Origin of the sequence: Palleniella muris, from assembly GCF_004792655.1 — a bacterium.
GTDB classification, from domain to species: Bacteria; Bacteroidota; Bacteroidia; order Bacteroidales; family Bacteroidaceae; genus Prevotella; species Prevotella muris_A.
In genome coordinates this window covers 78,136-93,144 of sequence record NZ_SRZC01000005.1, presented here as the reverse complement: position 1 = coordinate 93,144, position 15,009 = coordinate 78,136, and the positions used below count along the sequence as shown (strand labels likewise).

8 protein-coding genes are annotated in these 15,009 nt (G+C 51.9%); 7 read left to right on the top strand and 1 reads right to left on the bottom strand.

Annotation, left to right across the window (positions count from 1 at the left end; translation table 11 throughout):
- The first annotated feature begins 387 nt into the window (after positions 1 to 387).
- Genes E5358_RS04260 through E5358_RS04230 form a run of 7 tightly spaced genes read left to right on the top strand, consistent with a single transcriptional unit; the run spans position 388 to position 6,994 of the window.
- On the top strand, positions 388 to 1,005 hold the full coding sequence (locus E5358_RS04260; RefSeq protein WP_168354579.1) for a TetR/AcrR family transcriptional regulator: 618 nt from the start codon (positions 388 to 390) through the stop codon (positions 1,003 to 1,005).
- The gene (locus E5358_RS04255; protein WP_135939047.1) at positions 1,002 to 2,288 is read left to right on the top strand and encodes a TolC family protein; all 1,287 of its coding nucleotides are present in this window, start codon (positions 1,002 to 1,004) and stop codon (positions 2,286 to 2,288) included. The genes E5358_RS04260 and E5358_RS04255 overlap by 4 nt, the downstream gene beginning before the upstream one ends.
- On the top strand, positions 2,285 to 3,181 hold the full coding sequence (locus E5358_RS04250) for an HlyD family secretion protein (protein WP_135939046.1): 897 nt from the start codon (positions 2,285 to 2,287) through the stop codon (positions 3,179 to 3,181). Before E5358_RS04255 ends, E5358_RS04250 begins: the two co-directional genes overlap by 4 nt.
- 19 nt (positions 3,182 to 3,200) lie before the next feature.
- Positions 3,201 to 4,106, top strand: coding sequence for an ABC transporter ATP-binding protein (locus E5358_RS04245; protein ID WP_135939045.1), 906 nt, complete (start codon positions 3,201 to 3,203; stop codon positions 4,104 to 4,106).
- Positions 4,093 to 4,833, top strand: coding sequence for an ABC transporter ATP-binding protein (locus E5358_RS04240; RefSeq protein ID WP_135939044.1), 741 nt, complete (start codon positions 4,093 to 4,095; stop codon positions 4,831 to 4,833). Before E5358_RS04245 ends, E5358_RS04240 begins: the two co-directional genes overlap by 14 nt.
- 17 nt (positions 4,834 to 4,850) lie before the next feature.
- Positions 4,851 to 5,909 carry an ABC transporter permease gene (locus E5358_RS04235; protein ID WP_135939043.1) on the top strand — a complete coding sequence of 353 codons (1,059 nt, stop codon included), beginning with the start codon at positions 4,851 to 4,853 and terminating at the stop codon, positions 5,907 to 5,909.
- Positions 5,906 to 6,994: an ABC transporter permease gene (locus E5358_RS04230; RefSeq protein WP_135939042.1), complete on the top strand. Its 1,089-nt coding sequence runs from the start codon at positions 5,906 to 5,908 to the stop codon at positions 6,992 to 6,994. Before E5358_RS04235 ends, E5358_RS04230 begins: the two co-directional genes overlap by 4 nt.
- Before the next feature lie 95 nt (positions 6,995 to 7,089).
- Here the strand turns inward: E5358_RS04230 and E5358_RS04225 are convergent, their stop codons facing one another.
- Positions 7,090 to 14,895, bottom strand: a complete 7,806-nt coding sequence (locus tag E5358_RS04225; protein WP_135939041.1) for a S8 family serine peptidase — start codon at positions 14,893 to 14,895, stop codon at positions 7,090 to 7,092.
- Positions 14,896 to 15,009: the final 114 nt, after the last annotated feature.

Genomic DNA, 15,009 nt, shown 5'->3' with positions numbered 1-15,009 from the left:
ATAATCTTTAATTTCATTTTAATCTGCAAATATAGGCAAAAATAGTCAGACAGGCAAATTATTTGCAATTATTTAAGCTAAAAGCAAAGATAATGATGGTGACAGGCATAAAGGAGTCGTTTTGTAGTGGTGGAAGAGTGACGAAGTGAAAGGTAACGATTCGCATGGCGAAGGGTTACCTTTTGTGGTGTAAAAGGTAGCCTTTGGCAGCATGAAAGGTAACCTTTCGTTATGCCGTCCTTTACGGCGGTGTTTTCTTATCGTTATTTATCCTCTTTCAAACTGAAATGCAGCGAATTGACAAAAGTTAACCGAGAATATTTGGAACGTGGGCTTCAACTGTGTAAATTTGCACTAACAAAATTGTTAAACGAAACAGATAGCGATATGGACAAGAGCGAAAAGGACACAGAGCAGCGCATTCTGGAGGCTGCGATAAAGGAGTTCAGTTTGAAAGGTTTCGACGGTGCGCGGACAGCGTCGATAGCTGCGGAAGCCGGTGTGACACACGCCATGCTCCATTACTATTTCCGCACTAAGGAGAAGCTCTTTGAATGCGTGTTCAAGGATAAGATGCAGTATGTCCTTGACATGGTTCTTGTGCCGATAGTCAGGGCGGAAGGCAGCATAAAGGAGAGGATATGCAAAGGCATAGAGGCGCATTTCGATTTCCTTATGGCCAACAAGGATTTGCCGTTGTTTGTCTTCACGACCCTCCATTCCCGCCCCGAGATGTTCAGGGAAGCAGTCAATGGATTGGCGCCGGTGTTCCGCGAGCAGCTGAAAGAGGTGCAATGCGAGTGCGACAAGGCACACGAGGCGGGCGAGATAGGCAGGGTTGACGTCCCCATGCTGCTTTGCGACATAGCCTGCCTGAATGTCTTCCCGTTCCTTGCATCCCCGATGATGATGGTCGTTGCGGGCTATCCGCAGGAGCGTTACGGCGAGTTTATGGAGATGAGGAAGAGGGAAACGGTAGAGACAATATTAAAACGTATACAATGAGAAACAGGATTTTTTCTTTTGCCATAGCCCTCGCGCTGTGCATTCCGGCAGTGGCGCAGAAGATGACAATCGGCGAATGTGTGCGTCTTGCCACCGACCGGTATCCTGAAATAGCCAACTATGGGCTGTTGGACAGGATAAAGCATCTCGACCTCTCCAATGCGGCGAAGGTGTGGCTGCCGCAGGGGACGGTGGCAGGACAAGTGACGTGGCAGAATGAGGTTGCCGCCTTGCCCGACATGCTGACGCAAATTCTTTCCCAACAAGGCGTTGGTTATCCGGGACTTGCCAAGACCCAGTACCGCATAGGCGTGGATGTCACGCAGCAAATCTGGGACGGCGGGATGTCAAAGGCTGACCGCCGCTCGGTAAGGAGTGCTTCGGAGGTGGAGAGAAGCAGCCTTGATGTCAGGCTTTATGAGGTGGAGGAAAGAGTGGAAGAGCTGTATTTCTCCATTCTGTTGCTTGAGCATCGCATTGCCGCCACCGACAAGTCTACAGCCCTCGTAGACTCTACGCTGCAGCAGGTGAGGGCGATGTACAGGAACGGTGTTGCCATGCGGAGCGACTGTGACCAGATAGAGGCGCGGCTGTTTGCCTTGAAGCAGCAGCGAACCCGGCTCGTTGCGACAATAGGAAGCTATCGCCGCGTTATGGAAATCTTCACCGGTGAACCAATGGCTGCACGCACCCTTGTCCTTCCGGAAGAGGGCTTGGAAGTGGCAAAGAGGACTATACATCCGCAGATGCGCCTCTTTGACGCACGCAACAGCCACCTTCTGTCGCAGCAGTCGCGAGTGAAGGCGTCGGTGATGCCGCATGTCGGAGCGTTCATGTCCGGCTACTATGGCTATCCGGGGTATGACATGTTCAAGAACATGCAGTCGCGCGACCTGTCGTTCAACTTCATGGCAGGAATAAGAATGTCGTGGAATTTCGGTGCATTGTACACTCGCAAGAACTCCCTTTCCAAGATTCTCCTCCAACAAGAGCAGGTAGAGGCAGACCGCAAGGCGTTCACCTTCAACAACAGTATTGCCGAAAGGGAATGTCTCGGAAGGATAGAGGCGCTGAGGGAGATGATGGACAGCGACGGAAAGATTGTCGAACTGAGGAGGAATGTGACATCGGCAGCCTGCGCACAGTTGCGCAACGGAGTCCTTGACGCAACATCCCTGCTTCAGAAAATCACCGACGAGGAACTTGCGGAGAATGATTTCATGCTCCATAAGATAGAGCTTTTGAAGGCGATTTATAATCTAACACACATAAGGAACAAATGAAAAGCATAGTAAAGACAGCGGTTCTCGCAATGGCTGCCATGGCATTGGCGGCGTGTGGACAGAAAGAACAGTATGACGCATACGGCAATTTCGAGGCTACAGACCTCACTTTGTCTGCCGAAACGTCAGGAAAGATACTTGAGTTTGGCGTTGCCGAGGGCGACACCGTCACCGTTGGCGAGGCGATTGCCCTCATAGACACGACACAACTGCACCACCAGCTCCGGCAACTGGTGTACAGGCAGTCGGCTTCCAATGTCTCGCGGCCGGACATCGCATTGCAGCTTGCAGCGTCGAAGAGGGAGCTGAAGAAGCAAATCCATGAGCGTGAGCGTGTGAAGAACCTTCTCGCCGAAGGTGCGGCAACGCAAAAGCAGCTTGACGACATCGATGCCGGAATAGAGGTTCTTGAACAGACAATCGCCGCAAAGCATTCGGCATTGAGGACAAACACTGCTTCCATTGACGAGTCGTCGGCAGCCATTAACGCACAGATAGAGCAGGTTGCCGACCTCATCGCTGACTGCCGGATAAGTTCGCCCATAGCCGGAACGGTGCTGACAAAGTACTGTGAGGCAGGGGAATATGCCGTGCCGGGAAAGCCTCTGCTGAAGATTGCCGACCTGAGTAGAATCTATCTGAGGGCGTATTTCACCTCTGAGCAGCTGGCAGGGATAAAGCTTGGGCAGAAGGTGACTGTTGTTGCCAACTTCGGCGGTGAGGAACTCTATGAGTATCCGGGGACTGTGACATGGATTTCTTCCGAGAGTGAGTTCACTCCGAAGAACATCCAGACGCAGGATTCGCGCTCCAACCTTGTCTATGCGGTGAAAATCGCGGTGGCAAACGACGGCAGGCTGAAGATTGGCGGATACGGGAACGTAAGGCTGTAAACCACAGGAATTTATCATTATGGACAGTTTTGCGATACATACGGAAGGCATAACGAAGAGTTTCGGGGCGTTGAAGGCTCTCGACAGTGTTAGCCTTGATGTGGCGCGCGGTGAGATTTTCGGGCTCATAGGACCGGACGGAGCCGGCAAGACCACCCTTTTCCGCATACTCACCACCCTTATGCTGCCTGACGAAGGGCGGGCGGAGGTGTGCGGTTTCGACATCATCGGCAATCCGCGCGCTATCCGCTTCCGGGCAGGATATATGCCCGGAAGGTTCTCACTCTACCCCGATCTCACCGTGGAGGAAAACCTTCGGTTCTATGCTTCGCTGTTCGGAGGGCGGGTTTCCGACAATTTCGGCATGGTGGAGCCTGTCTACAGGCAGCTCGAACCATTCAGGAACCGTCGTGCAGGCAAGCTCTCCGGCGGCATGAAACAGAAACTCGCACTCTGCTGCGCGCTGATTCATAAGCCCGAAATCCTCTTCCTTGACGAGCCTACGACGGGTGTCGATGCCGTCTCGCGCAGCGAATTTTGGGACATTCTCTCGGGAATAAAGCAGGGCGGCATGCCGATTATCGTCTCCACTCCTTACATGGACGAGGCTTCGCGGTGTGACCGGATTGCGCTGATGAATGCCGGACGCATCCTTGAGACAGGCTCTTTAGATGAGATACTGTCACGCAACGACATGCCGGTGTATGCCGTGCGTGGCGAGAACAATTACCGCACATTGCAGAACCTGCGCCATGCGGCAGGAGTGCGTGACGCGGTACTTTTCGGCGAGTATATCCATGTCTTTGCCGAAGAGCGGCTTTCCGCCTCAGTCCTCGCCGCTGTCTCAGGAGTGGCTGAGGTCAAAGGAATAAGTCCTAATATAGAAGATGTGTTCATAAACATTATGGGTCATGGAAAGAAATGACGTTATAACCGCCGACAATCTCACCAAACGGTTCGGCGATTTCACTGCCGTGGATGCTATAAGTTTCAGTGTCCGTCGCGGCGAGATATTCGGATTTCTCGGTGCCAACGGAGCAGGGAAGTCCACAGCGATGCGCATGCTCTGCGGACTCAGTGTGCCTACGTCGGGTCATGCCTCTGTGGCAGGCTGTGATGTGGCGAGGGAAAGTGAGAAGGTCAAGCGCCATATAGGCTACATGAGCCAAAGGTTCTCTTTGTACAATGACATGACCGTCAGGCAGAACATCGCACTTTTCGCCGGCATCTACGGGCTGTCGTCATCGCAGATAAAGGAGCGTTGCCGTGAGCTTGCCGAGACTCTCGCCTTTGAAAAGGAGTTTGACATGCCCGTTGCCGTCCTTCCTTTGGGACAGCAGCAGAAACTTTCGTTCGCGGTGGCGACAATCCACAGTCCGGAGGTGGTGTTCCTTGACGAGCCGACAGGTGGCGTGGACCCGCTCACACGGCGGCAGTTCTGGGAGATGATTTACAAGGCTGCCGACGAGGGCACCACTGTTTTTGTCACCACGCACTATATGGACGAGGCGGAATACTGCCACCGTGTCTCCATAATGGTTGACGGAAAGATAGAGGCTCTGGGCACTCCCGGCGAACTGAAAGCCATGTTCAACGCCGCAGGAATGGACGAAGTGTTCCGTTTCCTTGCACGAAGAGCCACACGGCAATAACGTAAAGCCACACGACAATGAATAGAAGTTTTATCGCTTTTGTAAGGAAAGAGGTGACGCATATTGTCAGAGACCCTCGCACAATGCTCATCGCGCTGCTGATTCCCGTAGTGCAGATGATTCTTTTCGGTTTTGCCATCTCCACGGAACTCAACGATGTGGAGGTAGTTGTGGCAACACCCAAGATGACTCCTGCCATAGAGTCGAAGGTCGCGCAAATGGCACAAAACCCGTACATCACGTTCCGTGGCTACATCACCACGGACAAGGTAGACCATTGTCTGTCCTCCAACGAAGCACTCGCCGTGGTCGTCTTCAGCAGGGACTATGACAGGAACGGCAAGTTCCAGATAGTGGCGGACGCGTCGAACACCACCACGGCACAGACTGCGACGGGCTATCTGACGAATATACTGTCAGAAAGCAAAGCTGCTGTGGCACCGAATGTTAGAATACTTTTCAATCCGCAGCTGAAGAGTTCGTACAACTTCGTGCCGGGAATCATGGGGCTTATCTTCATCCTCATCTGTGCCATGCTCACCTCAGTGTCCATTGTCCGCGAGAAAGAGACTGGCACAATGGAGGTGCTGCTTGTCTCCCCGATACGCCCGGTGATGATAGTTGTGGCAAAGATGATTCCTTATTTCGCCCTTGCCTGCATAGACCTGGTGTCCATACTCCTCATTTCGCGCTATGCCCTCGATGTCCCTTTGTCAGGCTCTATGACGGCACTGTTCGCCCTGTCTTTCGTCTACATCATCCTCGCCCTTGCCTTGGGACTGTTCGTTTCCACACTCGTGGAGTCGCAGATGGCGGCACTGCTCATCTCGGGAATGGTGTTCATGATGCCCGTAATCATGCTTTCGGGCATGATGTTCCCCATTGAGAACATGCCCACGGTGCTCCAATGGGTGTCGAACATAGTGCCAGCGCGGTGGTACATCCCTGCCATGCGCAAGATTATGATTGAGGGGCTCGGCTTCGGTTATGTGGCAAAAGAGGGCTTGGTGCTGACCTTCATGGCTGTCGCCTTAGTGGCAATTTCCGTCAAACGCTTTAACAACAGACTGCAATGAGAACACTCCTTATACTGCTGCGCAAAGAGTTCATCCTCTTTTGGAAGAACAAGTTCATACCAAAGGTGGCTTTCATCTTCCCCTGTGTCGTCATCCTTATCATCCCGTTGGTGACGACAATGGACGTCAGGCATGTCGGTGTGGCAATCGTAAGCCATGATAACAGCCGACTGACGCAGAACATAATCACCGACCTTGGTGCAACTTCGTTCTTCACCGTCTCAAGGTCAGGGAGTTATGCCGATGCCATGGAGATGGTGAAGGATGGCGATGTGGACGTGATTGTGGAGATTCCGAAGGATTTTCAGCGGTCGGTGGAGAGCGGCAACCCCATTATGCCGCATATCAGTGCCAACGGTGTGAACGGCACGAAAGGCTCGCTTGGCTCGGGCTATGTGGCAGGTTCGGTGATGAACACTGTCGCACGGTTCAGGGGAATAAAGCCGGAAGAGAAGGCAAGTGTGCGGTATCTCTACAATCCCACGCTTGAGTACCGCAACAACATGATACCCGCCTTGATGATAATGCTGCTCATCATGATATGCGGCTTCCTCCCTGCCCTCAACCTTGTGGGCGAAAAGGAGTCAGGAACGATAGAGCAGATGAATGTGACGCCTGTGAACACAACGGTCTTTGTCCTTTCAAAAGTAATCCCTTACTGGATTATCGGACTGTTAGACCTCACCGCTGCCATGCTGATAGCCGCCGCTGTCTATGGCCTTGTGCCGGTGGGAGCGCTGGCAGCGATATACGTTGCGGCGGCATTGTTCATCATTCTTATTTCGGGGATAGGCATAGTCATCGCCAACCGTTCGGAGACAATGTCGCAGAGCATGTTCCTGATGTTCTTCATTGTGCTCGTCTTTGTACTCATGAGTGGTCTGCTGACGCCGATTTCCTCCATGCCGCATTGGGCGCAGGCTATCACCTACGCACTCCCTCCGCGCTATTTCATTGAGATAATGCGCTCCGTCTACCTTAAAGGTACTGACATGTCGGCACTCGGAATGCAGTACATCCTCCTTGCTTTCTTTGCTGTTCTCACAAACACCGTTGCCGCCCTGACTTACCGAAAGCAGCAGTAAGCGAGGGGATGGATTCCCCTGTTTGGAAACACAAAATAAAGCCGTACCCGGTATGGGTACGGCTTTATTTTATAATATATCATGCAAGACTTGGCTTATCGCTTGATGAAGCGGTAGGTTTCTGTCTTGCCTGCGGATGTCACATGGAGGATGTAGACACCGTTGGCATTGCCACCGAGGGCAATACTGTAGGCGTTTCCTGCTGCGACATCAAGGTCGGAAGCGTGTACGCACTGACCTGCCGCATCATAAACCTTGGCAGAGAGGTTGCCGCTTACGAGAGACTTGAAGTTGAGTGACTCGTGGAATGCGGAAGCTGAAAGGCTTATCAGACCATCGCCTGCTGTCAGTTCATCGATGCCTACATTGTCACTTACGGTCACGTTCACCTTCACAGAAGCAGAGAGACCCTCACTGTCAGTAGCGGTGATTGTGCCGGAAGCTGTTCCGAGGCTTCTGCCGTGGAATACCACACCTGTCGGTGTAGTGAATGCATCGGCAACTGCATTTGCAGGGAAGTTGAAGCTGTAGGTCATCTCATCGCCGTCAGGGTCAGTGAAGATTGTCGCGAACTCAGTCACCTTTGACAGTTCACCGAGTTTGACAGTGATGTCCAGGTCGCCTTCCGCCTCAGGAGCACGGTTCACATTCTCCACCTCATAAGCCTGTGTGACAACAGAGGTATGGCCTGCATTGTCGGCAGCAACGAGTGTGAAGATGTATGAGCCTTCCTGCCCGAATGCAGGAGTAAGAGCGACATTGACATTGACAGGCATTGTAGCCCCCTTGACGGTTACTGTGCCGTCCTCAGCCTTGTCGACTGTGATGTTGTCACCTTCGGAAGGAGTAACCTCGCTGATGGAAGCTATTCCCTCGCTGTCTGCAAGTTTCAGAGTGATGTCGTCCCCGTCCTCGTCGAACACCGTGAACGGAACGTTTGTTGTCTGACCTTCCTTGGCATAAATCTTTCCTGAAGGAGCGCCGATGACCGGTGCGCCGTTCTTGTCAAGATATACAGGATAGTTGACGAGAGACCGGTCAGGGTCATTGCTCTTGATTACGATGACCGCCTTGTTGTTCTTCTCAAGACGTGCGGCAGCAGCGTTAATCTTAATCTTTATCTCCTTCGATGCGCCGACGGCAAGCTCACCTTCAGTCTCCTCTGTGGCGAGACTCACCCAAGGCTCTCCAGGAACAGTCTCAAGACAAGTCAGAATGTAGCCGATAGAGCCATACTGGTCTTCAAATAACTGTGACACGTCGTACCATCCGGCATTCTCTGTCCATCCGAGATAGCGTCCTGCCTTGACAGGCTCTTCCTTCACACAGAGATATGACGGTATTTTCAATCCTTCAGGATAAGTGACCACTACATTGAATTCCTCGTCAGGGTTCATGTAGACAGGCTTCTCAAGAGGCACGACATAGAACTGTCCTGTGTATGCTCCTGTTTCCGGATGCTGCGGCTGTGACTCTATGAAGAGGTTTCCACGTCCGATTACATCGCCATTGTCCTCAGGGGTAGAGCCGGTGAGGAGTTCAATCTTGACATTGACGTTCTTGGCATCCTCTACCAATACAGGAATATAAATATGTGAAATGTTTATACCTGTCTTAGGAGCCTTAAACGACACTGCTTCCTTATAGACATCGAACAGGTTGTTCGCGCCATAGTTATAAGCAGCGTTGTTGCCAGGCATTGACTCATAGTAGAGAGCGTTGGTGTAGTCAAAGTTTGTAGGAAGCTCATAAGGGTTGGCATCCTTCTGGCTACCGTAAGCCTTAATCTCCGACAACATGCCATCATAGAGGTCTGAGGATACCTCACCGTTTGCAGCGAGAGCCTTTGTGAAGGCTGTCGGAGCAATGCCGCCGCCTGTGTCCTCAACAGTCTCTCCCACACCTGACGGGTCAAGATAGAATGAGTAGTCCAGCTTGTACTCGCCCTCGTTGGTGATTTTGAGAGTCTCTACGGAATTATGGTCGTCAGCAGCATTGGCGATGCGTATCTCCTCCTTGTCAAAAACCATTGCCGGAGCTGGTGTGACGGTAAACTTGACATTCACTGTCTTCTGCTTTGGCTCACCATTGGCAGTGTAGCTTATTGTCACAGGAATCTCATAAGTGCCCGGTGTCATCCAGAATTCACACTCCTGCATTGGTACTGCGAACTCCAGAGGAGCCTTGCCTACAGTCTGAGGCATGAAGAAGTCCGGCTCTACAATCTGCCATGCATATTTTCCGGTCGGCTCGCCTGTAATCCAGTCGAGTTCCGGAAGTTTGGCAAGAAGCATAAATGCCGGGAATTCACCGAACATAGGGTCTTCAATCATCGGAGATTCATAGTTTACTCCTGTAACCTGGAACTCTGCCGAGCCCTCGTTGGCAACAGAGAAGTATGCACTGTAGCACATGCCCTGCTGCACCATAGGGTCAGACATATCCATGCTGCGGTAGCCAAGCACGTTCTCCACATTCACTTCATCAGCGATTACAGGTTTCGCCTCACCTGTGACGGTTACGCTTACAGGAATCTCCACAGTTTCCTTTGAAGGAACGTTTGTTGCTATGGAGATTGTGCTCTGGTAGTCGCCTGCCATACGGTCGGTGTTGACAGTGATTGCCACTTCTTCCTTCTCACCCGGTGCCATAGTGTTCTTTATGACAGGAGTGAATGTCACGGCATTACCGAAAGCTATGTAACGCTCCGGCAGACGGATGGCATCGGTAGCGTCCTCGTTACATGTTCCGGCAAGACCGAATGCCGACATGATGTTGGAATTCTCGTCATAGCCCTTGTACTGGAACTTGAAGCTGCCGTTCTTCTCCATTATGAGCTGGTAACATACACCATAGTTCATTGAGTTGCCGTACTCCATGAATGAGACAACAGCGCGGTCCTCTGTGACATAATGGTATGTACCGCCTGTCTTTGTAGTGTTCATGGAATGGAGACCCCAGTAAGGTGCAATGATGTTGTGGAACACTGTTCCCGCAGGGAAGTCGCCCGGCGGCTCAGGCCATATCTTGTCATCGCGGCGTTCTGTGAACGATACGAAACCTGTGTTGTAGACATACATCTTGTTGTACTTCTTGCCGTAGAATGGGAATTCAAACGGCAGCTCCACCTCAATGTAGTCATGGTTCATATAATAACGGTAAGGATTCTGCTCTCCGAGACCGTTGTCAACGATGTCCACCCAGTCATATTCCGCCTTGTTGTCAACGGAAGCTCCGTAGACATAGGAAACTTCAGAGTTCTCCTTCTCAGGAACTGCAACCTTGACATTCTCGTCAGTAGAGAATGCGTATTCGAGAGGCTCGTTGCCGTTGTTGGAGATTTCAAGAGTCTTGGTGAGTGGCGTACCGCTCTCCAAAGTCTCGTTGATGTTGTCAAATGAGAGTCCCAGCTCAGGACATCCGATGACAGTGCCCTTGACGGACACGCTGAGTACACCGGCATCAGTGGTGAGTGTAAGTTTGTCGGCAACGTCACCTTCCTTATCTGTAGGAACATTGACAAGGATATCCACAGAAGAACCCGGCTTCACTTCGACAGGGAGTTCGTTGGAAATGGTGAGTGAGTTTTTCTCGAATGCAGCAGCGGTGAGCTTCATAGCCTTGTGACCATCGTTCTTCAGAGCCACCGGAAGTATAAGCTTCGATGTGCGGAACACCTTGCCAAAATTGATATTGTCATTATCCACGACAGCAAGAGGCTTCATGCCTTCTTCGCTGATGACAGCATTGAAGCGTACTGCGGAAATTGCTGGAGCAGGGTCGTTGGTCACGATTGTGAGATTGTTGTATGTCTCTCCCGCATTCATGTCATCGCTGACGCCTACGGTAGTCTTGACCTCTACGGACTCTCCCGGGCTGACAAGGCCGTAAGCAGGTTCGAGTGAACGTACGAAGAGTGCGCGCGGTGCCTCGAACTTCACGGCTGTTCCGTTTCCGAACAACTGATACCGTGAGTTGTCGGCCGTCGGCTCTTCGACACCGAAATAGTCAGCCATCTCTGAGGAAGTGACTGTCACACAGTCCGTCATGTCAGGGTCGGCGATACCGCAATAGAGTGAGCTGCCGCTCTGGAACATATTTCCAGGGTTGTACTCATCATAGAATATCTCCACGCTGCCGTCAGGAGCAAGTGTCATGTGGAAAGATATAGGAGCATAGTCCTTATCATAGACAAGGGCGAGAACGTTCTTGAAGTTGATGACAAACTTACCGTCCTTCTTTCCGTACTCCACCTTTGACTCAGGAGCCATCTGCAGCTGGCGTCCGTAAGCCATTATGGCTCCTGTGCCGACGAGTGATGTCGACCCCTCATACAGCGGGCCGCGGAGCATCTCCTGATTAGGAGCAAAGAGGACACCGCCGAAAGATGTGATGTACACCTTGTCATAGCTCTTTCCATAGAATGGGAAATTGAATCCGAGTGCCACAGGCTTTGTCAGGTAGACAACATCATTGAAGGTTGGAGTAACATCCGTCGGGTTGATAAGCTCAGGAGCAGGCTCATAAGCAAATTCATTGTACCCTTCAAGAGTAGACCCTACGGCATATCCGAACTTATGGAGATTTGCCGCCCCCTCCACTGTCTGTGAAGAGAATTTCGGGAAGACATATTCCAAAGGATACTTTCCGTCATTGGTGATGGTGAAGGACAGTGCTTTAGGAGCTTCTCCGAGAGTGAGCGTTCCTGCCTCAACCTCCTGCGGAGTGACTGTAAGGCGTGCTGGGTCGGTCGCAGAACCCTGAACCATGATTCTCACAGTCTCACCCTTATCATTGCTGAACGTGATTGTTCCACTGTGGGAACCTGCGCTCTTAGGACGATATGTGAGTTCAAACTTCGTTGTCGCACGTGCAGGGAAACCACTGCTGACACCTTCCGGACAGGAGAAATACTCAGAGCTTGAGGTGATGTTCTGTCCATCATAGAGACCTGGGCCCCACTCCGAACCACGGAAAGAGCCATAACCCTTGTTGTAAACCTCCACTGTCATTGTCTTGGACTCTCCGGTAAGGAGATTGCCGAAGTTCACTACTTTAGGCACCTCAACGGAAGGCTTGTTGCCGCTGACATCAAAGGTCACAGGAACCTTAGTCACCTTATTGCCTGTCTCATTGGATGCAAGATTGATGTTGAATCTGTAATTACCGTTGACAATATTTCTTCCATCAACCTTGATGCCGACAGTCTGCTTCTCGCCCTTCTTCACCTGACCTGATGCCGGATTGAGCTCAAGCACCCCGCTCCAGTCAGGGTTGAGAGAGCGTGCGCGTATAGCCCATACAAACTCTGAAGCCATGGACTCGTAGCTGCTGCCTTTCAGTGCGGTGGACAGCTGTACCCATGTCTTTCCGAGGTCGTTACTCATGTAACTGTTGTTGGAAGAGGCATCAGGCTGCGACGTGTGACCCATGCAGAGAGGGAAGCCTTCCTGATTAGCGTCAAAATGCGCCACAATCCAAAAAGACTCTCCTGGAGCGAACCATATCTGTTCCTTGAGAGGAATGTCATAGTTGTAGGTGAAGAACATGTAATCCACCTCCTGGATAAGGGAGGCACTTGATATTCCGACATCACCCTTGTAAATCTCAAGTTTAGGATTCGCGCCGAAGACTCCGTCTGTCGGAGCTTCAACCCACAATGAAGTGAGGTTGAATCCGTCAGGATATTTCTCAGGATCAACCTTGAACCACTGTGCCATGGAGTTAGGGAGCGATTTGTCAGTCTCGCCAATCATGGCATACAGCTGCTCCGACCATGTCATGTTCTTAGGGTATTCGTCAGCATTGTACTCCGGAGCTGCTGCCACAGCACGGCGGCTTGCCTCCTTCATGGAGAGTTTTCCCGCGAAAGGAACCACCTTGCCCGGCATAGGACGCGCAGACTTCATCTGTGCGGAGACGGTGCGGTGGGTTGCCTCCCATTTGAGGACACCTTCTGCCTCGTTGTTGATGGTCAGACGTGAGGTTGCCACAGGGTTCGCCTCGTCTGTTGCCATAGAGAGTTCTGTCTCATCCACACTGAGCTTAGGACCGGCATTTGTGGTCACACTCTTTACAGGTGATATTTCTGAAGCCCTGCCCCAGCGGTTGACAGCCTGTATCGCCACGTAGTATTCGGTAAGGTTGTCAAGGTTATTGATTTCCGTTGTGTAAAGGTCTCCAGAATTGAGGAACTTTGTGTCAACCATCACACGAGGGAGCTTTGTCAAGTCATCAGAGGCAGTGAACGGAGTCTTTGAGTAGTAGATGATATGGTTGTTGACGTTATTGTCGGAAGATGCAGGGATTATCCATGAGAGAGTGATATAATCCTGTGCTGCTATAATCTCAAAGTCCTTCACGCTCTCCGGTCTGCCGGTCTCATCCATCTGCAGAGCTTTTGCAGCATCAATGTATCCTGAGCCGTAAAGACCTTCGTACTGCTTGTTGTTGCCGTAGCTGTAAAAATCTTTTACGGAAGTCAGGAGCTGCGTACGGAGAGTCTCGTTGAGGAATGTCGGTGAGCCATAGCGTGACAGCACAAGTGCTGCAATGCCTGAGACATGAGGCGTAGCCATGGATGTTCCCTCATTATAGCCGTACTCATTGCCAGGGAGAGTGGAGAGCACTCCCTGTGCCTCGCCATAGTCAAGCAGACCGCCCGGTGCGATGATGTCCGCCCACCCGCCGTAGTTGGAGTAGCTGGCAGGGGTCAGCTCGGAGGTCATTGAAGTGACTGCCACACATTTGGAGTAGGCGGCAGGATAGTAGTTGCCTGTCTTTCCGTCATTGCCGGAAGCAAAGATACATAGACCGCCGTTCATTTTCTCGGAGCGTGCCTCGGCCGTGAAGTAATCAATGGCGTCAAGGACGGCCTGCTCTTTGTACTCAGGAGAACTCCATCCCCATGAACACTGGGCGATGGTGGCGCCCTTCTCCGCTGAATAGATTATGGCAGCGGCAAAGTCACCGTCAGCAGTACCGGAACGGGAGTCGAACACCTGGCATGAGAGCATGCGCACACCGGAGCCAGGAGTGCCGTTTCCGCCTGCCACGCCTCCGACACCGATGCCGTTGTTGTTGACGGCTGCCACAGTGCCTGCCACGTGCGTGCCATGGCTGTGAGGATAAACCTTAGGCTCGTTGGTGCAGAAGTTCCAGCCGTAGATGTCGTCGACATAGCCGTTGCCGTCGTCATCGACACCCTCCTTGCCGTTGAGCTCGGCGGTGTTGACATACATGTTCTGGTTAAGGTCCTCATGAGTGTAGTCCACACCGCCGTCGATGATAGCCACAAGGACGTCATTGGAACCAGTCGAGGTCTTCCATGCGTTGAACAGGTTGATGTCGGCACCCACCACACTGTAAGGGATTGTGCCGAAGTTCTGATAGTGCCACTGCTGCGGAAGGAAAGGGTCGTTGAAAGGCATGGTCGCCGCAGGAGCGGTAAGCACCTTGCTGCGGTCAAGTTTCCGGAACCCTTTGTCACCCTCTTTCAGGGACATGGGAGTCACGACTTCCGAAAGTTCCACACCTGCCGTTGTCGCAAACACCTTGCGAGCCTCAGCGGAGGAAACCGACTCGTCGAAAGTCACCACATACCAGCGGTCGAGTCCGTACTTCGCCCTCTGCTTCGCGAACTTCGCGGAGTAGGGGAGCATCGGACGGATGCTGACAGCTTTCACATTGCGGGCAGCCCTGTCGAGAGGACGGATGCCGGTGGTCACCACGCCGTTGGTGCGCATGCGGGGGGCTGTGCCCACCTGCAACGCCACTTCAGGCTGCAGCTTCACACGGATGACACCCTTCTTCGGGGCAATGTTCTCCGCTTGTGCTTCCATGACCATTCCACCCACAAGGAACGTGAGGACGAACATGGTCCGAAGGAAAAATTTCTGCATAAGCTTTTGTTGTTAAATTAATTAATGATATTTATGTATGAAAAATATGCTATCTGATGATGAAAAAACATATACCCTGCATAAAAAATATATTACCAATCTGCAAAATTACAA